This is a genomic window from Ruegeria marisflavi (assembly GCF_025673445.1).
GTDB lineage: Bacteria > Pseudomonadota > Alphaproteobacteria > Rhodobacterales > Rhodobacteraceae > Ruegeria_B > Ruegeria_B marisflavi.
Window position 1 is genome coordinate 1 of sequence record NZ_JAOVQN010000034.1, and the last position, 17,633, is coordinate 17,633.

Annotated in this window: 17 protein-coding genes; 7 read left to right on the forward strand and 10 right to left on the reverse strand. The window is 62.9% G+C overall.

The genetic code is table 11. The features are described 5' to 3' along the window. Positions 1-233: hypothetical protein (locus OEZ49_RS21265; protein ID WP_263390172.1), on the forward strand; the 233-nt coding region annotated here is incomplete at its 5' end. Positions 234-393: 160 nt separating this feature from the next. On the opposite strand, the gene OEZ49_RS21270 is transcribed toward OEZ49_RS21265, so the two are convergent. The 5 genes from OEZ49_RS21270 to OEZ49_RS21290 all read right to left on the reverse strand — a co-directional run bounded on the left by OEZ49_RS21270 (position 394) and on the right by OEZ49_RS21290 (position 5,925). After that, the gene (locus OEZ49_RS21270; RefSeq protein ID WP_263390173.1) at positions 394-1,710 is read right to left on the reverse strand and encodes a pyruvate dehydrogenase complex dihydrolipoamide acetyltransferase; all 1,317 of its coding nucleotides are present in this window, start codon (positions 1,708-1,710) and stop codon (positions 394-396) included. Between the two features lie 12 nt (positions 1,711-1,722). Then, positions 1,723-3,105 carry a pyruvate dehydrogenase complex E1 component subunit beta gene (locus OEZ49_RS21275; RefSeq protein WP_263390174.1) on the reverse strand — a complete coding sequence of 461 codons (1,383 nt, stop codon included), beginning with the start codon at positions 3,103-3,105 and terminating at the stop codon, positions 1,723-1,725. 14 nt (positions 3,106-3,119) lie between these two features. Then, on the reverse strand, positions 3,120-4,112 hold the full coding sequence (gene pdhA / locus OEZ49_RS21280) for a pyruvate dehydrogenase (acetyl-transferring) E1 component subunit alpha (RefSeq protein WP_164132592.1): 993 nt from the start codon (positions 4,110-4,112) through the stop codon (positions 3,120-3,122). Positions 4,113-4,279: 167 nt separating this feature from the next. After that, positions 4,280-4,579: an FtsB family cell division protein gene (locus OEZ49_RS21285; protein ID WP_263390175.1), complete on the reverse strand. Its 300-nt coding sequence runs from the start codon at positions 4,577-4,579 to the stop codon at positions 4,280-4,282. A gap of 155 nt (positions 4,580-4,734) precedes the next feature. Continuing rightward, positions 4,735-5,925, reverse strand: a complete 1,191-nt coding sequence (locus OEZ49_RS21290) for a phosphoglycerate kinase (protein ID WP_263390176.1) — start codon at positions 5,923-5,925, stop codon at positions 4,735-4,737. Between the two features lie 129 nt (positions 5,926-6,054). Here OEZ49_RS21290 and OEZ49_RS21295 point away from each other — a divergent pair, with 129 nt between their 5' ends. Next, positions 6,055-6,561: a peptidylprolyl isomerase gene (locus OEZ49_RS21295; RefSeq protein ID WP_164132587.1), complete on the forward strand. Its 507-nt coding sequence runs from the start codon at positions 6,055-6,057 to the stop codon at positions 6,559-6,561. Further along, entirely contained in the window at positions 6,554-7,099 is a 546-nt protein-coding gene (locus OEZ49_RS21300) for a peptidylprolyl isomerase (protein WP_263390177.1), read from the forward strand. The genes OEZ49_RS21295 and OEZ49_RS21300 overlap by 8 nt, the downstream gene beginning before the upstream one ends. Before the next feature lie 105 nt (positions 7,100-7,204). Here the strand turns inward: OEZ49_RS21300 and OEZ49_RS21305 are convergent, their stop codons facing one another. From OEZ49_RS21305 to OEZ49_RS21320, 4 genes are all read right to left on the reverse strand, one after another. After that, complete coding sequence (locus OEZ49_RS21305) at positions 7,205-7,720, reverse strand: bactofilin family protein (RefSeq protein ID WP_263390178.1); 516 nt, start codon at positions 7,718-7,720, stop codon at positions 7,205-7,207. Next, positions 7,710-9,038, reverse strand: coding sequence for a M23 family metallopeptidase (locus OEZ49_RS21310; RefSeq protein ID WP_263390179.1), 1,329 nt, complete (start codon positions 9,036-9,038; stop codon positions 7,710-7,712). Before OEZ49_RS21310 ends, OEZ49_RS21305 begins: the two co-directional genes overlap by 11 nt. A gap of 177 nt (positions 9,039-9,215) precedes the next feature. Further along, positions 9,216-10,031 carry a ferritin-like domain-containing protein gene (locus tag OEZ49_RS21315; protein ID WP_263390206.1) on the reverse strand — a complete coding sequence of 272 codons (816 nt, stop codon included), beginning with the start codon at positions 10,029-10,031 and terminating at the stop codon, positions 9,216-9,218. A gap of 17 nt (positions 10,032-10,048) precedes the next feature. Continuing rightward, complete coding sequence (locus OEZ49_RS21320; RefSeq protein ID WP_263390180.1) at positions 10,049-10,510, reverse strand: peroxiredoxin; 462 nt, start codon at positions 10,508-10,510, stop codon at positions 10,049-10,051. A gap of 62 nt (positions 10,511-10,572) precedes the next feature. Between OEZ49_RS21320 and OEZ49_RS21325 the strand changes: the two genes are divergently transcribed. The 4 genes from OEZ49_RS21325 (at position 10,573) to OEZ49_RS21340 (ending at position 17,107) form a co-directional block, all read left to right on the forward strand. Beyond that, a complete protein-coding gene (locus tag OEZ49_RS21325; RefSeq protein WP_263390181.1) occupies positions 10,573-13,941 on the forward strand; it encodes a YhdP family protein in 3,369 nt (1,122 codons plus the stop codon). A gap of 49 nt (positions 13,942-13,990) precedes the next feature. Beyond that, positions 13,991-15,040: a tRNA preQ1(34) S-adenosylmethionine ribosyltransferase-isomerase QueA gene (gene queA, locus OEZ49_RS21330; RefSeq protein ID WP_263390182.1), complete on the forward strand. Its 1,050-nt coding sequence runs from the start codon at positions 13,991-13,993 to the stop codon at positions 15,038-15,040. A 104-nt stretch (positions 15,041-15,144) separates the two neighbouring features. Beyond that, positions 15,145-16,407 (forward strand): MFS transporter, encoded by a 1,263-nt coding sequence (locus tag OEZ49_RS21335; RefSeq protein ID WP_397545693.1) that lies wholly within the window; start codon positions 15,145-15,147, stop codon positions 16,405-16,407. 118 nt (positions 16,408-16,525) lie between these two features. Further along, entirely contained in the window at positions 16,526-17,107 is a 582-nt protein-coding gene (locus OEZ49_RS21340) for a DUF924 family protein (RefSeq protein WP_263390184.1), read from the forward strand. Between the two features lie 5 nt (positions 17,108-17,112). Here OEZ49_RS21340 and OEZ49_RS21345 read toward each other — a convergent pair whose 3' ends face one another. Then, on the reverse strand, positions 17,113-17,520 hold the full coding sequence (locus OEZ49_RS21345; RefSeq protein WP_263390185.1) for a hypothetical protein: 408 nt from the start codon (positions 17,518-17,520) through the stop codon (positions 17,113-17,115). Positions 17,521-17,633 lie beyond the last annotated feature (113 nt).

Below are 17,633 nucleotides of genomic sequence, written 5' to 3' on the forward strand. Positions count from 1 at the left end.
CATTCAGACCTCCCTTTTGGGAGTTTGAATCAGAACCTAGACCAGATGGGAATCCTGAATCTCAACAGACCCTAGAATATTACGTCTGGTGCGCCAATTTTCTCTTGGACAACTTCACGGAATACGACGCCACCTATGATTCAGTCGTTTTCAACAAAGTCTACGAGCAGCATCAGAAAGTGTTCACAGGAGATCCAATTTCAGACTTGGGCACCAGCAGCGCAGTCGAGTGAGCCAGCGAGAAAAGCCGCGCAGACCGCGCGTCGATTGCTGCATCTGCTGGCCGAACATCGGTCATGGGCACGAAGCAGCCAATCGAAACCAGCAGCTGTACAGCAAACGAAAAGCCCCGGTCGTGAACCGGGGCTTTGTTTGTTTCACAATGGCGGCCCATCAGGCCAGCATCACCATCGGGTTTTCCAGGTTGTCGACGATAGCCTGCAACAGCTGTGCGCCGAGCGCGCCGTCGATCACCCGGTGATCGACCGACATGGTCACCGACATCACTGTGGCCACGGTCAACTCGCCGTCGGCACCGACCACCGGTTTCTTGACCCCAGTGCCCACCGCCAGGATACCTGCATGCGGCGGGTTCACGATGGCGTCGAAATTGTCGATGCCGAACATGCCCAGGTTCGAGATGGCGAATGTGCCGCCCTGGTATTCCTGCGGTGCCAGCTTGCGGTCGCGGGCCCGGGCGGCCAGGTCCTTCATCTCGGTCGACAGCGCCGAGAGCGATTTCATGTCGGCGTCCTTCAGCACCGGTGTGAACAACCCGCCCTCGATGGCGACGGCAACGGCCACGTCCGAAGGCTTCAGCTTCAGCACCCGGTCACCTGCCCAGACCGCGTTGCAGTCGGGCACCTGTTGCAGCGCATTGGCGACCGCCTTGATGATGAAGTCGTTGACGCTCAGCTTGACGCCGCGCCCTTCGAGCTGCTTGTTCAGCTGGGCGCGGAACTTCATCAGCGCATCCAGCTTGATATCGCGGCGCAGGTAGAAATGCGGGATCGTCTGCTTGGCCTCGGACAGCCGCGCAGCGATGGTCTTGCGCATGCCGTCGAGCTTGACCTCTTCGTACGCGCGGCCTTCGTACATGCGGGCGACCATGTCGGCGCTGGGGCCGCTGGGCGCTGCGGTGGGCGCTGCGGCAGCGGTAGCCGGGGCAGAGGCGGCGACAGCGGGGGCAGGGGCCGTCGCCGGGGCGGTGGCCCCGATCACATCCGCCTTGACGATGCGGCCATGTGGGCCGGAGCCCGCGATTTGCGACAGATCGAGCCCCTTTTCAGCAGCGATCCGGCGCGCCAGTGGCGAGGCAAAGACTCGGCCGCCGTCGCCACCCTTGGGCGCGGCCGGGGCGGGGGTGGGCGCCGCTGCGGGCGCCTCGGACGCCGCAGGGGCGGCCTGGTTGCCAGCTGTGGTGGCCGGGGCAGCCTTGGACGTGCTGGCGATATCGCCCGCGCTTTCGCCCTCGTCCAGCAGGACCGCGATGGGGGTGTTGACCTTGACCCCTTCGGTGCCCTCGGGCACCAGGATCTTGCCGACGATGCCTTCGTCGACGGCTTCGAACTCCATCGTCGCCTTGTCGGTTTCGATCTCGGCCAGCAGATCTCCGGAGGAGACGCTATCGCCTTCCTTGACCAGCCATTTGGCGAGCGTGCCTTCCTCCATGGTGGGAGAGAGGGCGGGCATCAGAATTTCGGTGGGCATTTCTGTCGCTCCTTACCGATAGGTCACTTGTTTGACGGCTGCGACCACTTCATCGGTGGTGACCAGCGCCAGTTTTTCCAGGTTCGCGGCATAGGGCATCGGTACGTCCTTGCCCGTGCAGGTGATGATAGGCGCGTCGAGATAGTCGAACGCCTGTTGCATCACCTCGGAGGCGATGTAACTGCCGACGCAGCCCTGCGGCCAGCCTTCCTCGACGGTGACCAGACGGTTGGTCTTCATCACCGAGGCGATCACGGTCGGCAGGTCCATCGGGCGCAGGGTGCGCAGGTCGATAACCTCGGCGCTGATGCCGTCAGCGGCCAGCCGCTCGGCGGCCTCGAGCGCGTATTGCATGCCGATGCCGAAGCTGACGATGGTTACATCGGTGCCCTCGCGCCAGATCCGTGCCTTGCCGAAGGGCACCACCAGGTCATCGACCTGCGGCACATCGAAACTGCGGCCATAGAGGATTTCGTTTTCCAGGAAGATCACCGGGTTCGGATCGCGGATCGCCGATTTCATCAGGCCTTTGTAATCGGCGGCCGAATAGGGCATCGCCACCTTGAGGCCGGGAATCTGCATGTACCAGGCGGCATAGTCCTGGCTGTGCTGGGCACCCACGCGGGCCGCGGCGCCGTTGGGGCCACGGAACACGATGGGACAGCCCATCTGGCCGCCGGACATGTAGAGCGTCTTGGCAGCCGAGTTGATAATATGGTCGATCGCCTGCATGGCGAAGTTGAAGGTCATGAATTCGACGATGGGCTTGAGCCCACCAAAGGCGGAGCCGACTGCGATCCCGGCAAAGCCGTGCTCGGTGATTGGCGTATCGATCACGCGTTTGGAGCCGAACTCGTCCAGCATGCCCTGGGAGATCTTGTAGGCGCCCTGGTATTCGGCAACTTCCTCGCCCATCAGATAGACCGCCTCGTCGGCGCGCATCTCTTCGGCCATAGCGTCGCGCAGCGCTTCGCGCACGGTCTGGGTTTTCATCGGCGCGTCGGCGGGCCAGTCGGGTGACAGGTCCACCTTGGGGGCGGCGGGAGCCGCAGCGGGGGCAGGGGCTGCGGGCGCCTCGGAGCCTCCTGCGGAGGCCGCCTCGTTGCCCGCGGCAGCCGCGGGTGCGGCCGCTGTTACCGCCTCGACGCTTTCGCCCTCTTCCACCAGGATGGCGATCGGGGTGTTGACCTTGACGCCTTCGGTGCCTTCGGCGATCAGAATCTTGCCGACGATCCCTTCGTCGACCGCCTCGAACTCCATAGTCGCCTTGTCGGTTTCAATCTCGGCCAGGATATCGCCCGAGGATACGGTGTCGCCTTCCTTGACCAGCCATTTGGCCAGGGTGCCTTCCTCCATGGTCGGAGACAGGGCGGGCATCAGAATTTCGGTTGCCATGTCGTGATGTCCTCTCAGGCGTAGATATCGGTCCAGAGCTCGTCCACGGACGGCTCGGGGCTTTCTTTCGAGAATTCGGCGGCCTGGTTGACGATCTCCTTGATCTCCTTGTCGATCGCCTTCAGGTCATCCTCGGTGGCGTGTTTGCCGCTGAGCAGCATCTCGCGCACCATCTCGATCGGGTCGCTCTGTTCGCGCACTTTCTGCACCTCTTCGCGGGTCCGGTACTTGGCCGGGTCCGACATCGAGTGGCCGCGATAGCGATAGGTCTTGACCTCGAGGATATAGGGGCCCTTGCCAGCGCGGCAGTGGGCCACGGCCTTTTCCCCGGCCTCTTTCACCGACAGCACGTTCATGCCATCGACAGTTTCGCCGGGGATGCCGAAGGCTTCGCCGCGCGTATAGATGTCGGGCGAGGAGGTCGAGCGTTTCTGGGCGGTGCCCATGGCATATTGGTTGTTCTCGATGACGAAGATCACCGGCAACTTCCACAGGGCGGCCATGTTGAAGGTTTCATAGACTTGGCCCTGGTTAGCGGCACCATCGCCGAAATACGCGAAGGTGACGCGGCCGTTGTCCAGATACTTGTCGGCAAAGGCCAAGCCCGCGCCCAGCGGCACCTGCGCGCCGACGATGCCATGGCCGCCATAGAAATGTTTCTCTTTCGAGAACATGTGCATCGAGCCGCCCTTGCCCTTGCTGAGCCCGCCGATGCGGCCGGTCAGTTCGGCCATCACGCCGCCCGGATCCATGCCGCAGGCCAGCATGTGGCCGTGATCGCGGTAGGAGGTGATACGCTTGTCGCCCTCTTCGGTCGCAGCTTCGAGCCCGACGACAACAGCCTCTTGGCCGATGTAGAGGTGGCAGAAACCGCCGATCAGCCCCATGCCATACAATTGGCCGGCCTTTTCCTCGAATCGGCGGATCAGTAGCATTTCGCGGTAATAGTGTTTCAGCTCGTCAGCCGAAATATTTGATTTTCTTGGCGTCTTTTTGGCGGTCGTCACTGCGGTCTCCCCCTTGCGGCAAGATAGTTTAGCATTAAACTATTTAATAAAGCATTTGAGTGCTCATGGCGAGAGATAATATGACGCGGGGGAAATCTGCCACCGCGCGCCCAAAATCTTCAACGAAGATTTTGCTACAGGATTTCCGTGAAATCCTGGGCTCGGCCTCAGCGGATGACGATTTCGTCTGAACGCAACAGCCCCAGAACCGAGCGGGCCTGTTCGTCTAACAGATCAAGATCGAGGTAATCGTCGGAGAGGCGCTGAGTGAGGTTCTCCATCTGGTCAATTTGACCTTGAAGTTCCGTCAGCTTGCGCGACAGCATGTCCCGTTCCGCCGCAATTTCGACGCGCCGGAAAAGGCCGAAGTCGCCCTGCACCGCTGCGAAGGTGAAATACGTCCCCAGCGCAAAGGAAACTGCGAAAAAGATCAGTGCGCCAAAACTGGGTCTGGTGGAACGGGACACTCGATGTACCTGCCGCTTGATTTGCCTTTGGAACGCCTCTTTTGGGCGCCTGATGCCACTATGGCATAGGTGATTCGCCTTGTGAATCCCCAAATCCTTTCCATTTGGGCACACCCGTATAGGCCGCCCTTTTGCGGAAGATCAAAGTGATCAGGTCAGGACAGCAAGGCGGAAACGCCGGGCAAAGTCTTGCCTTCCATCCACTCGAGGAAGGCGCCGCCAGCTGTCGAAATATAGGTGAAGTCACCCGCTGCGCCGCTGGCATTTAGAGCAGCCACTGTATCGCCGCCGCCGGCCACCGAGACCAGCTTGCCGGCGCGCGTCAGCGCAGCAGCCTTCAGCGCGGCGGCATTGGTCGCAGCGTCAAAAGGCTCCAGTTCGAATGCGCCCAACGGCCCGTTCCAGATCACTGTGCGGCTCTTCTCAAAAATTGCCTTTATGGCGGTTAGGCTCTCGGGGCCCGCGTCGAGGATCATGCCGTCTTCTGGGCAGCGATCCGCGGGCAATACTTCGTGGGGGGCGTGGCTTTCGAATTTCTTGGCCACCACCACATCACTCGGTAGGACGATGGTGCAGCCCGCCGCCTCGGCCTTGGTCAAGATCTCGGCCGCAGTGTCTTTCATGATCCGCTCGGCCAGCGACTTACCTACAGAATGGCCTTTGGCTACCAGGAAGGTGTTCGCCATGCCACCGCCGATCACCAGGTAATCGACTTTCTCGATCAGGTTGCCCAATAGTTCTAATTTGGTCGACACCTTAGCGCCACCGACAACCGCAGTGACCGGGCGCTTGGGCTTGCCCAACGCCTTTTCAAGCGCTTCCAACTCGGCCTGCATCAAACGTCCGGCGCAAGAGGGCAAAAGGCGCGCGATCGCCTCGGTCGAGCTGTGGGCGCGGTGAGCGGCAGAGAACGCATCGTTACAGAAAATGTCACCCAGCCTTGCCATGCCAGCGGCCAGCGCCGGGTCGTTCTTGGTCTCCTCGGCATGAAACCGGGTGTTTTCCAGCAGCAGAACCTCGCCCGGTTGCAGCGCTTCGGCGGCCTCCTCGGCGGCGGGGCCGACGCAATCGTCAGCGAACAGCACCTTGGTGCCAAAGGCGCGCTCCAGCGTCGGGACCAGTTGGTTCAGCGACAGGTTCTTGCGCCGCTCGCCGCCCGGGCGGCCGAAATGCGCCAGCAGGATGGGGCGGCCGCCTGCGGCGATGATGTCGCGCACTGTTGGCATCAAACGACGGATCCGGGTCGAGTCGGTCACCACTCCGTCCACGATCGGCACGTTGATATCGACCCGCACCAGCACGCGCTTGCCGTTCAGGTCCATGTCGTCGAGTGTCTTCCAGCCCATATTCCGCACTCTCCCTGATCAAATGCTAGGCGTTTCTCTACCCGATTGCGCGCGCCCGTCAATGGCGCGCCTTGTCGATTGCGCGCGTGATGGTTAGGTTCCCGGCAATCAACGTGACAGGAGGGCCCGATGGCCGAAATCAAGGATCCCGAAAACACCATCATCATCGAGCTGAAGGACGGCAATGTGGTGATCGAGCTGCTGCCCGATGTGGCGCCCAAGCATTCCGAGCGGATGAAGGAACTGGCCCGCGCTGGCGAGTATGACAATGTCTGCTTTCACCGGGTGATCGACGGCTTCATGGCCCAGACCGGCGATGTTGCCAACGGTGACATGGAAGACGGGTTCAATATCCGCATGGCCGGTACCGGCGGTTCGTCGCTGCCGAACCTGCCGGCCGAGTTTTCCAAACTGCCGCATGACCGGGGCACGCTGGGCGCCGCGCGTTCGGCCAACCCGAACTCGGCCAACAGCCAGTTCTTCATCAACTTCAAGGACAACCATTTCCTGAACGGCCAGTACACCGTCTATGGCCGGGTGATCTCGGGCATGGAGCATGTCGATGCCATCACCAAGGGCGAACCCCCTGCAAACCCCGATCGCATGATCAGCGTCAAGGTGGCCGCGGATGTATAAGCTCGCCGCCCTTCTGGCGCTGATGGCCGTCCCGGCCGCAGCCACCGGTCTCAAGATCGAGGTCGAGGGTGAGGCGAAAGGCACGGTCACCATCGACCTTTTCGAGGACGTTGCTCCCAAGCATGTGGAGCAGATCACCGCGCTTGCCGCCGAGGGAAAATACGACGGAGTCGTGTTTCACCGGGTGATCGACGGGTTCATGGCCCAGACCGGCGATGTCCAGTACGGACGTCTCGGAGGCGACATGCGGCTGGCTGGGCGCGGCGGATCTGACCGCCCCGATCTGCCGGCCGAGTTCTCGAACCTCACTTACGAACGGGGCATTGTGGGAATGGCGCGGGCGCAGGATCCCAACAGCGCCAACTCGCAGTTTTTCATCATGTTTGCCCCCGGTCCGTTTCTGGATGGCCAGTATACCGTTGTCGGCAAGGTTACCGGTGGCATGGAAGTGGTCGACGCGATCAAACGCGGCACCGGCCCGAACGGGTCGGTGATTGGCCAGCCGGATATCATGAAGAAAGTGTCGGTAACTCAGTAACCTCGGCATCGAGCGACTGAGACGCAGACACTGGCAAAAGAAGCGCCGCGGAAAGCATTCCGCGGCGCATCACTGTCCCTGTTAGACTGGCTGGCCGTTTTGGCTTCAGACGCCTTCGGGTTTTGCTGCAGGGGCTGTCGCTGCCGGGTTGGCAGCGGGCTTGGCCGCGCGACCGGGGTTCAGTGGGTCATCCTGACGCTGCACCGAACCTTCGAAATGGGCACCGCTTTCGATGGCTATGGTCTTGTGGATGATGTCACCCTCGACCCTTGCGGTCGATGTTAGGCGCACCTTCAGCCCCCGCACGCGGCCCACGATGCGGCCGTTGATCACCACGTCATCGGCGGTCACTTCGCCCTTGATGGTCGCGGTTTCGCCGATGGTCAGCAGATGGGCCCGGATATCGCCCTCGACCGAGCCTTCGACCTGGATATCGCCGCTGGTCTTGATGTTGCCGGTGATATGCAAATCCGAGGACAAAACGGACGCCGGCGGCTTCGGCTTGGGCGCGGCCGCCTTGAAATCGCTCGGAGCGGGCGCAGCGGGTGCCGTGGAAGTGGCGGGTTTTACCGCCTCGGGTGCCTTGGGGGCGGGCTCGTTGATTTTGCTCTTAGAAAACATTGCGTGCAGCCTTGATGTAAGTCATGGGGTTAACAGGTCGTCCGTTGACATGCACCTCGTAATGAAGGTGGGTACCGGTGGACCGTCCGGTGCTACCCATATCAGCAATATGATCCCCGCGCGAGACCCTTTGACCGACCTTCACGCGGATCTGTGAATTATGGGCGTAGAGCGTCTCGATTCCAAAATCATGCTGGATCCTGACCAGTTTGCCAAAACCTGATTCCCAACCCGCATGCACGACCACGCCGTCTGCGGTGGCATAGATGTCGGTGCCATGTTTCCCTGCAAAATCCGACCCGTTGTGCATCCGTTTGCCGCCGGTCTTGGGATCGCGCCGATAACCGTAGCCGCTGGTGAATCGCACGGCGGCCCGGACCGGGTTGGCAAAGGGCGCGCGCTCCGCCGCAATCCGATAGAGGTTCAGTTGATCCATCTGCTGCAACAGGTTGTTGGCGCGAATCTCGTCCGCCGAGGGTTCTTCACCCCGGGTGGAAAAGGACAAAGGGGTGAGCGGCCCGCCCTGGCCGCTATAGCCGCGCCGGACCTGTTCCAGGATGCTGTCGGTCGGCATGCCGGCCGCGCGGAACATCTTGTCCAGCGGTTCGACCGAAACCGTCATCGCCTCTTCCAGCTGGCGGAAAATCTGGTCGTTGCGCTCCTGCATCAGCTTGATTTCCAGCTCCAGCTCCGCTCGGGCCGCCAGCGCTGATTGCGCGTCGGAATGGATCTGATCCCGTTGCTGGGCGGTGCGCTCAAGCGCTTGGGCTATGAATGTCATCTGCGCTGGCAACTCGCTCGCTGCCAGGTGCACTGCGCCGTTCTCTCCGGTCTCTTCCTTCAGGACCGCCAGTGCTTCGCGCGCGGCCTCGCGTTGTTTCATCGTCGCGCGAAGGGTGGTCTGGATCACCTCGATCCCGGTTTCCAGCTCGCGCCGCCGGGTTTCGGACTCCAGCAGTTCCGACTGCATCACCGAGATCTGCGCCAATGCGGCGTTGAACCGGCGCTGCGCGGCCACCGCCTCTTCGGCGCGGGCGTCCCGCTCGGCCGAGATCGCGTTCAGCCGTTCCTGATAGGTGGCCTGGTCTCGTTTCGCCTGTTCGCGGAAATTGCCCGACCCGATGCTGTCCATCATCAGGATCGCGGTGGCCACGATGGTCCAGGCGACAAACACAGTCGCCCCGGCAAAGGCGACGATCTGAGTTTCTGATTTGAGCCGGATGAACCGCGTATCACTGTCGGATTTCAGAAAAACCCTGCGTTCCGGAAACCGCTGTTCCAGAAACGCGTGTATCTTGATCGCCAGACGTGTCCGCACCAGCCCATCCCTTGTTGTCCCCGTACAAGACCCGTCCGGCTGAGAGGAGCCGGGCCTTGGCCCGAGTGCATAAGCGGTTCGGGCGGATCGGGCAAGATTGTTTACCGGTTGGGCGAAAACGGCACGGGGCTGCTTGATTTTTTGGCAAAAATCCGCCGATCGAACCCGGCGACGGGATCAGACGGGCCGGTCCCGTGCCGGGGTCTCCTCGGCCAGAGGCCAGTAGAAATCGGGCGGCAGGCCCGCTTCGGCGCGTTTTTCCTCGTTGAACGGGGGCTTCAGGGCGCCATGGAAATAGCGCCGCACCAGGTCGTGAAACACATCCTTTGGGTCGGCGTTCTCGCGCCCGCAGAGGAAATGGAACCATTTCGAACCATAGGCCACGTGGCCCACTTCCTCGGCATAGATCACCTCCAGCGCCGCCACCGCCTGGGACAGCCCCGCCTTGCGAAAGATCTCGATCATGCCCGGTGTCACATCCAGACCGCGCGCCTCCAGCACCATGGGCACCACTGCGAGGCGCCCCATCAGATCCTCGGCCGTATCCTCGGCCGCGCGCCACATGCCGGCATGGGCGGGCAGCGCGCCATAATGACTCCCGATGCTCTCAAGAACTTCGCAGACCATGTTGAAATGCTTGGATTCCTCATCCGCGCATTTCACCCAGTCGTCATAAAACCCGATCGGCATCGGTACATGGCCGAACCGCGCCACGATATCCCAGTGCAGATCGACCGCGTTCAGTTCGATATGCGCCACCGCATGCAACAGCGCGATGCGCCCCGCCTCGGACCCCGGCCGACGGCGCGGCACGTCGCGGGGGCTGAGCAATTCGGGCCGATCGGGCCGGGCGGGATGCAGGGGTGGGTTGGCCGTGCCCACCGCAATCGGTTCACTCTCGCCGCGGCGCGCGGCGAACCACGCGCTGGCATGGCGGCGCGACAGCGCGGTCTTGGCACGCCCGTCGGCGGTGGACAGGACCTCCACCGCCATTTCGGTCAACGTCAGGCTCACAGCGCTTTGACCGCGTCCAGAACCTCGGCCACATGACCGTCGACCTTGACCTTGCGCCAGATCCGGGCGATGCGCCCCTCGGCGTCGATCAGAAAGGTCGACCGCTCGATCCCCATGGATTTCTTGCCGTACATGTTCTTTTCAACCCAGACCCCGTACCGCTCGCAGGTATCGCTGTCAGCATCCGACAGCATCGCGGTGGTCAGCCCGTGCTTGGCCACGAATTTGTCATGCTTGGCGACGGTATCCTTGGAGATGCCCAGCACCGTTGCACCCGCCTCGGCAAAGGCTTGCAAATGGTCGGAAAAGCCGATGGATTCCTTGGTGCATCCCGGGGTATCGTCACGGGGATAGAAGAACACTACAACCGCGCCACCGCGCAGGCCGGACAGGCTGATCTCGCCGCCGCCGTCCCGGGGCAGCGTGAAATCGGGGGCGTTATCGGAAATGTCGGGCATAGGAAAACTCCGCTAAGGGTTTCATGGATATGTTGCGCGCATAATAGGTCGCGGCAGGAAAGTTGAAAGACACCGAACCCAAATCAGGCCGGAAAACCCCGGAGAAACCGCGCCGCAGCAAGCGGCGGGTCACGCTTGTTTGGGCGATGCGCGGCACGCTTCTGCTGGTGTTTCTGGCCGCGTTTTCGGCGCTTATGGTCCCGGGCCAGACCTTGCAGCCGCCGCCCTGGGTCAAGGCGCGGGTCGAAGCGCGGCTGAACATGCTGCTCGGCAACAAACAGGTCCGGTTCGGTGACGTGTCCTTTGTCATCAACAAGGGATGGCGCCCGCGTCTGCACCTGCGCGATGTCGAACTGTCGGACACCGAAGGCCGCGTGATCGCCCGGCTCAGCGATGCCGAGGCGAGCCTCGCCATGCGCCCGCTGCTGCGCGGGCAGGTGCAGCCGAAACGGATCGCGCTCAGCGGCGCCTACGCAAACCTGCGCCGCGACGCCGAGGGGCGCTTCACCCTGTCGCTGGGCGGTGGCCAGGCGGCGGTCGAACAGGCCCCGACACTGGCGCAGGTGCTGGAAACGCTCGACGGCGTGTTCCTCAATCCCGCGCTCCAGGCCCTCACCTCGATCGAGGTGACCTCGCTGGCCATGGAATACGAGGATCTGCAACAGGGCCGGGCCTGGACGCTCGATGGCGGCCAGGTGCTGGTCACGCGCAACAGTGACGCGATGCGCATGGCGACCGAGTTCTCGGTGCTCAGCGGCCGGGCCTACGCCAGCCGGGTTGAGGCGAACTACAGCTCGACCCTGGGCAAGCCGAGCGCCAGTTTCGGCGTTTCGGTGACCGATGTGGCCGCATCGGACATCGCGGCCCAGGCCCCGGCGCTGGCCTGGCTCCAGGTTCTGGATGCGCCGATTTCCGGATCTGTGCGCGGCGGCATCGGCGAGGATGGCAGCCTCTCGCCGATCTCGGCGACCCTGCATATCGGCGCCGGTGTGGTGCAACCCAACCCCAATACCAAGCCGATCCCCTTCAACACCGCGCGCACCTATTTCACCTACCTTCCGGCGGCGCAGAAACTGACCTTTGCCGAGATCTCGGTCGACAGCGCCTGGGGGGCGGCCAGGGCCGAAGGCGACGCGTATCTCGATGGGCTCGATCAGGGGCGGCTGGACCGGCTGGTGGCGCAGTTCAGCCTGTCGGGCCTGCGGGTGAACCCGGCAAATGTCTTTGACGCGCCCCTGGACCTGGATCGGGCCGAGATCGACTTTCAGATGCGGCTCAATCCGTTCCGGGTGCAGGTGGGCCGGATGAACGTGATCGATGACGGCCGCACCTTGCTGGTGCGCAGCGATCTGGCGGCCGATCCGGACGGCTGGCAGCTTGCGCTTGACGCTCAGCTAGACGCCATCACGCCCGCACAGGTGTTGGGTTACTGGCCGGAGAGGGCCGCGCCCAAGCCGCGTGAATGGGTGGTCGAGAACCTGCGGACAGCCGAACTCAGCGATCTCGATCTGGCCCTCAGGCTCAGGCCCGGCGCGCCGCCCGACCTCTATGCCGATTTCGATTTCGCCGAAGCCGAGATCCGCTTTGCCAAGACTTTGCCGCCGCTGGTCAATGCGCGCGGACAGGCCAGCCTGTTGGGCGGCCGTTTTGCCGTGACCGCCGACGCGGGCCAGATCCTGCCGGAAGAAGGCGGCGCCATCGACGCTAGCGGCACCTCGTTCATCATTCCCGATATCGGTATCCGCAAGTCGGCGCCGGGCATTGCCAGGATCACCGCCAATGGCTCGGTGACAGCGGCGCTGTCGCTGTTGAACCGTGCGCCGCTCAGCATCATGGACAAGGCCAATCTGCCGATAACCATCGCCGAGGGACGGGCCAATCTGGCCGGTACCCTGGCCCTGCCGTTGCGCGACGGGGTCAAGCTGGGCGATATGGACTTCCACCTTGCCGGTACCATTGACGAGGTTCGCAGCACCGATCTGGTGCCGGGGACAGTGGTTTCTGCAAAGCAGCTGGAACTGACCGGCAACCAGCACCAGATCGCGCTCCGGGGCGAGGGACAATTCGGCTCGGTTCCGGCCAAGGTGCGCTGGCGCCAGCCCCTGGCCCAGGGCGAGTCTGCTCGAAGCGAGGTAAGCGGCAGTATCGAACTCTCCCCCGCGCTGGTGAGTGAACAACGACTGGGTCTGCCCGACGGCATGGTGACCGGGGCCGGATCGGCGCAGTTCACGCTTGGCATCGGTGGCGGTCAGCCGCTGCGGCTCGAGGCGCAATCGGATCTTCAGGGCGTGCGCCTGTCACTTCCCGAACTGGGCTGGGCCAAACCCGAAGCGACAACAGGGCGGCTCGTAATTGGTGCAACACTTGGTGCGGGGGGCAGGGTCGACAGGTTGGAGATCGACGCGGCCGGTCTGCGAGCGCGGGGCGCTGTCAGCTTCCGCGAGGACCGCAGCTTTGACAAGGCGCAGTTCACCACCTTTGAACTGGCCGACTGGCTTGCCGTGCCGGTCGACCTGATCGGGCGGGCCGGACGGGCGCCTGACATCGCCGTTCTGGGCGGACGCATGGATCTGCGCGCCGCGACCTTCGGCGAGACCTCTGGCAGCGGCGGGGCAGGCGCAGGACCAGCGCTCAACGTGTCGCTCGACCGGCTTCAGGTCACCGATACGATGGCGCTGACCGGCATGCGGGGCACATTCACCACCACCGGCGGACTGGCGGGCGGCTTTGTCGGCAAGCTGAACGGATCTGCCGATCTCGAAGGTCAGATGATCGCGCGCGGCACCCGCAGCGGCATGGTCCTGCGCTCCGCCGACGCGGGTCAGGTTTTCCGGGCCGCCGGTATCATCAGCCAGGCCCATGGCGGCAGCTTTCAGTTGTCGCTCGATCCGGTCGGCGATTCAGGCAACTACGATGGCCAGTTGCGCGTGCGCAGCACCCGGATCAAGGACGCGCCCGCCATGGCGGCGCTTCTGAACGCAATGAGCCTTGTCGGCCTCTTGGATGAAATGTCCGGACAAGGCATCCTGTTCAGCGAGATCGAGGGACGGATGCGGCTCAGCCCGACGACCCTTACGGTACTGGAAGGCAGCGCCGTTGGCCCCTCGATCGGCCTGTCGATGAATGGGGTCGTCGATACGGAACGCGGCACGCTGGACCTGCGTGGTGCAATTTCCCCGATCTACCTTGTCAACGGGATCGGTAGCGTGCTGACCCGTAAGGGCGAGGGATTGATCGGCTTCAACTACACGTTGACAGGCTCGATGGAGAATCCGCAGGTCTTTGTGAACCCGCTGTCGGGCTTGGCGCCGGGCTTTCTGCGCGATGTGATCCGCGCGCCGGCCCCGCAGGCCCCGGTCGCGCCGGGCGAGACCCCGCCGCCACCGGTAGAAGCGAAACCGCGCCCATCCTCGCCTGGTGGCGACCGCTGATCACTTTGCCTGTGGTCAAAGCCGCTGGCGCGCTCTATAGGCGCGGGCCATGAAACTGAGCGATTTCGATTTTGACCTGCCCGAAGGGCTGATCGCGACGCGGCCGGTCCGGCCGCGATCTTCGGCGCGTCTGCTGGTGGCTGAGGGAGATACGATCACCGATTCCATCGTGTCTGATCTGACCGCCTGGCTCCGCCCCGGTGACCGGATGGTGCTGAACGACACCCGGGTGATCCCCGCTCGCCTAAGCGGCAGCCGTACCCGGCAGAGTGCGCAGGGCGAGGTCTCGGCCCGGATCGAGGTCACGCTTTTGGAGCCCCAGGCCGACAGCACCTGGGCCGCGCTGGTCAAACCGCTGCGGAAACTGCACCCGGGCGAGGTGATCACCTTTTCCGCTGACCTGTCCGCCACTGCGGACCGCATCGCCGATGGTCAGGCCTATCTGCGCTTCAACCTCGCGGGCGAGGATTTCGACGCCGCCCTGGCCGAGGCGGGCGCCATGCCGCTGCCGCCCTATATCGCCGCCAAACGTCCCGCCGACGCCCAGGACAAGACCGATTACCAGACGGTCTGGGCCCGTCATTCCGGCGCTGTTGCCGCCCCAACCGCTTCCTTGCATTTCGATGAACCGCTGTTGGCTGCGCTTGCCGCTCACGGCGTGAGTTTCACCCATGTTACCCTGCATGTGGGCGCGGGCACCTTTCTGCCGGTCAAAGTTGAGGACGTCACCACCCACAGAATGCACGCCGAATGGGGTCGGGTCAGCCCCGAGGCCGCAGCCGAGATCGCCGCGACCAAGGCCGCAGGCGGCCGGGTGATCCCGGTCGGCACCACCGCGCTGCGCCTCATCGAAAGCGCCGCGCGCGGCGGCGCCATCGCCCCATGGGAAGGCGAGACCGACATTTTCATCTATCCGGGGTTCCAGTTCCGGGTCACCGACGGGCTGATGACCAACTTTCACCTGCCAAAATCGACGCTTCTGATGCTGGTCTCGGCGCTGATGGGGCCAGAGCGCATCCGCCGCATCTATGCGCATGCGGTCAAGAACAAGTATCGCTTCTTTTCCTACGGGGACGCGTCCCTGTTGTTGCCGGGCTAGACGGTAACGGATGCAACCCCGCCGCTTTTGGCGTGGACAGACCCGGCCCGCTGCGGCCATTTTCTCTTACAGCTCCCCCTCCTTTCCATCGAAGGTCACGATTTATGCTTCAGGTTCTTTCCAGCGCATGGGCGCTGCTTCTGGGGATCGGCTTTTTGATGGTCGGCAACGGCCTGCAAGGCACGTTGCTGGGCGTCCGAGGCGAGATCGAGGGGTTCTCGACCTTCGAGATGTCGCTTGTCATGTCGGCCTATTTCGTCGGCTTTCTCGGCGGTTCGCGCATGGCGCCCGAGATGATCCGCCGGGTCGGGCATGTGCGTGTCTTTGCGGCGCTGGCCTCGTTCATTTCTGCGGTCATGATCATGTATCCCGCGCTGCCCGACACCTATGCATGGATGCTAGGGCGGGTCATCATCGGCTTTTGCTTCTCAGGCGTCTATGTCACCGCCGAAAGCTGGCTGAACAACGCCGCCGACAATTCCAACCGCGGCAAGGCGCTGTCGCTCTACATGATCGTGCAGGTGACCGGTATCATCGTGGCGCAGGGCCTGATCCAGGTGGGCGATCCCGGCGGGTACGAGGCGTTCATCATCGCCTCGATCCTGGTGTCGATCTCCTTCGGGCCGATCCTGCTGTCGATTTCTCCGACCCCGGCCTTTGACAGTACCAAACCGATGAGCCTCAAGGCGTTGATGAAGACCTCGCCGCTCGGTTGCGTCGGGATGCTTCTGCTTGGCGGCGTGTTCTCGGCCCAATTCGGGATGAGCGCGGTCTATGCCGCCAAAGTGGGGCTGAGCTTGACCCAACTGTCGATCTTTATTGCCACTTTTTACGTCGGCGCGCTGTTTGTCCAATACCCTCTGGGCTGGCTGTCCGACCGGATGGACCGGCGGGTGCTGATCCTGTTCGTGGCGCTGATCGGTGGTGGTGGCGCGATGCTGGGCGCGATCATGGGCGAGAAGTACGAGTTGCTTTTGCTCGCGGCGCTGATTATCGGCGGCCTGTCCAACCCGCTCTATTCGCTGCTGATCGCCTATACCAACGACTATCTCGACTATGACGACATGCCGGCGGCTTCAGGCGGGCTGGTGTTCATCAACGGTCTGGGCGCTATCGCTGGACCGGTCACCACCGGCTGGATGATGTCGGACGGCGTGTTTGGTCCTCCCGGTTTCTTCATCTTCATCGCGGCACTGATGTTCGCAACCGCTGCCTATGCCGCCTACCGGGCAACCCAGCGCGCATCGACCCCGATCGAGGAAACCGGCAGCGTCGCCTATATGTATCCAACCGCCTCTCCGGTGGCCGTGGAACTCGCGCAAGAAGCCGCGCATGAGGCCACTCAAAGCGGCTCAGAGTCGCAATAATCGGCATTTTCCCCTTGTTTCATGTCGTTATGTTGCAAAACTTTACTGTAACAAAACTGTAAAGTGTCGTTTAATCCACAGGAGGCTGGGGATAAAAATGGAGGGTGGAGACAGACTTATGGTCGGCCCCGAAGACATTCTGAAGTTCTGGCTGGACGAGGTTGGTCCGGATGGATGGTACATTCAGGACGAAGAGCTGGACGCACGTATCCGGGCAAACTTCCTGACCACTTGGGAGGCGGCGTCCGAAGGCCGGTTCTCGCTTTGGCTCACCTATCCCAGCGGTGTTTTGGCCTACATCATCCTCACCGACCAGTTCCCCCGCAACATGTTTCGCGGCTCCGGCCGGGCTTTCACCACGGATCGCGCGGCGCTAATGGCGGCCAAATGCGCGGTGGACAAGGGCTGGGACATGAAGATCGACGAACCGGCACGACAATTCTTCTATCTGCCGCTGATGCATTCCGAGAACCTGTGCGATCAGGAACGCTGTGTGCGCCTGATGTGCGAGCGGATGCCTGCGTCTGGGCCATCCAACCTACTGCACGCCCGCGCTCATCGCGAGGTGATCCGCCAGTTCGGCCGCTTCCCTTATCGCAATCATGCCCTGAAACGGCACAGCACGGATCAGGAAAACGCTTATGTCGACAACGGCGGATATGGTGCGACTGTGCGCCGGTTGCAGGCCGCCGCGGGCTGATCCGGTCAGGAAACGGGTTCACACCCCCTGACGGCAGACAGGCTGCGGGCGAATTTGTCCGCGGCCGTTTCAATGGCCGTGTCGATCAGCCGGTCGGGCAGGGCGGCCAGTTCGTCCATCCGGGCCTGCATGTCATCCAGCCGCGCTCCCATCGCATCCAGCCGTGCCTCGACCCGGGTCATCGGCACGCCTTGCGTACCCATGGCGGTGATGTCGGCGCGCAAACCCGATACCTCGGCCCTTAGGCCCGCAACCTCGTCGCGCACCGGGGCAAAGATCCGGATGCTCTCCGTCAGGCGGTCGGTGATCCCATCCACCGTGGACATCAGTTGCCAGGCCAGGAACAGACACAGCGCCACCAGGATCAGTGTCGCATTGATCAGGGCAAGGACCAGGTCTTTCAGCGTCTTCATTGTCAAAACCTCGGCTTGGGAATGGAACGAGTTCCTTACCACGCAGTTCTAGCGAAACCGGGCCCAAGCGTATAGGCTTCACCATGACGGGTTCACTGGGTGCCCCTGCGTCA

Bases quoted from the DNA above. Each gene is read 5' to 3' on its own strand.
- OEZ49_RS21290 (WP_263390176.1), bottom strand. From the start codon at position 5,925: ATGGGCTGGAAGACACTCGACGACATGGACCTGAACGGCAAGCGCGTG.
- OEZ49_RS21320 (WP_263390180.1), bottom strand. From the start codon at position 10,510: ATGCCCGACATTTCCGATAACGCCCCCGATTTCACGCTGCCCCGGGAC.
- OEZ49_RS21300 (WP_263390177.1), top strand. From the start codon at position 6,554: ATGTATAAGCTCGCCGCCCTTCTGGCGCTGATGGCCGTCCCGGCCGCA.
- OEZ49_RS21335 (WP_397545693.1), top strand. From the start codon at position 15,145: ATGCTTCAGGTTCTTTCCAGCGCATGGGCGCTGCTTCTGGGGATCGGC.
- OEZ49_RS21295 (WP_164132587.1), top strand. From the start codon at position 6,055: ATGGCCGAAATCAAGGATCCCGAAAACACCATCATCATCGAGCTGAAG.
- OEZ49_RS21275 (WP_263390174.1), bottom strand. From the start codon at position 3,105: ATGGCAACCGAAATTCTGATGCCCGCCCTGTCTCCGACCATGGAGGAA.
- OEZ49_RS21345 (WP_263390185.1), bottom strand. From the start codon at position 17,520: ATGAAGACGCTGAAAGACCTGGTCCTTGCCCTGATCAATGCGACACTG.
- OEZ49_RS21340 (WP_263390184.1), top strand. From the start codon at position 16,526: ATGGTCGGCCCCGAAGACATTCTGAAGTTCTGGCTGGACGAGGTTGGT.
- OEZ49_RS21270 (WP_263390173.1), bottom strand. From the start codon at position 1,710: ATGCCCACCGAAATTCTGATGCCCGCCCTCTCTCCCACCATGGAGGAA.
- OEZ49_RS21305 (WP_263390178.1), bottom strand. From the start codon at position 7,720: ATGTTTTCTAAGAGCAAAATCAACGAGCCCGCCCCCAAGGCACCCGAG.
- OEZ49_RS21315 (WP_263390206.1), bottom strand. From the start codon at position 10,031: ATGGCGGTGGAGGTCCTGTCCACCGCCGACGGGCGTGCCAAGACCGCG.
- queA (WP_263390182.1), top strand. From the start codon at position 13,991: ATGAAACTGAGCGATTTCGATTTTGACCTGCCCGAAGGGCTGATCGCG.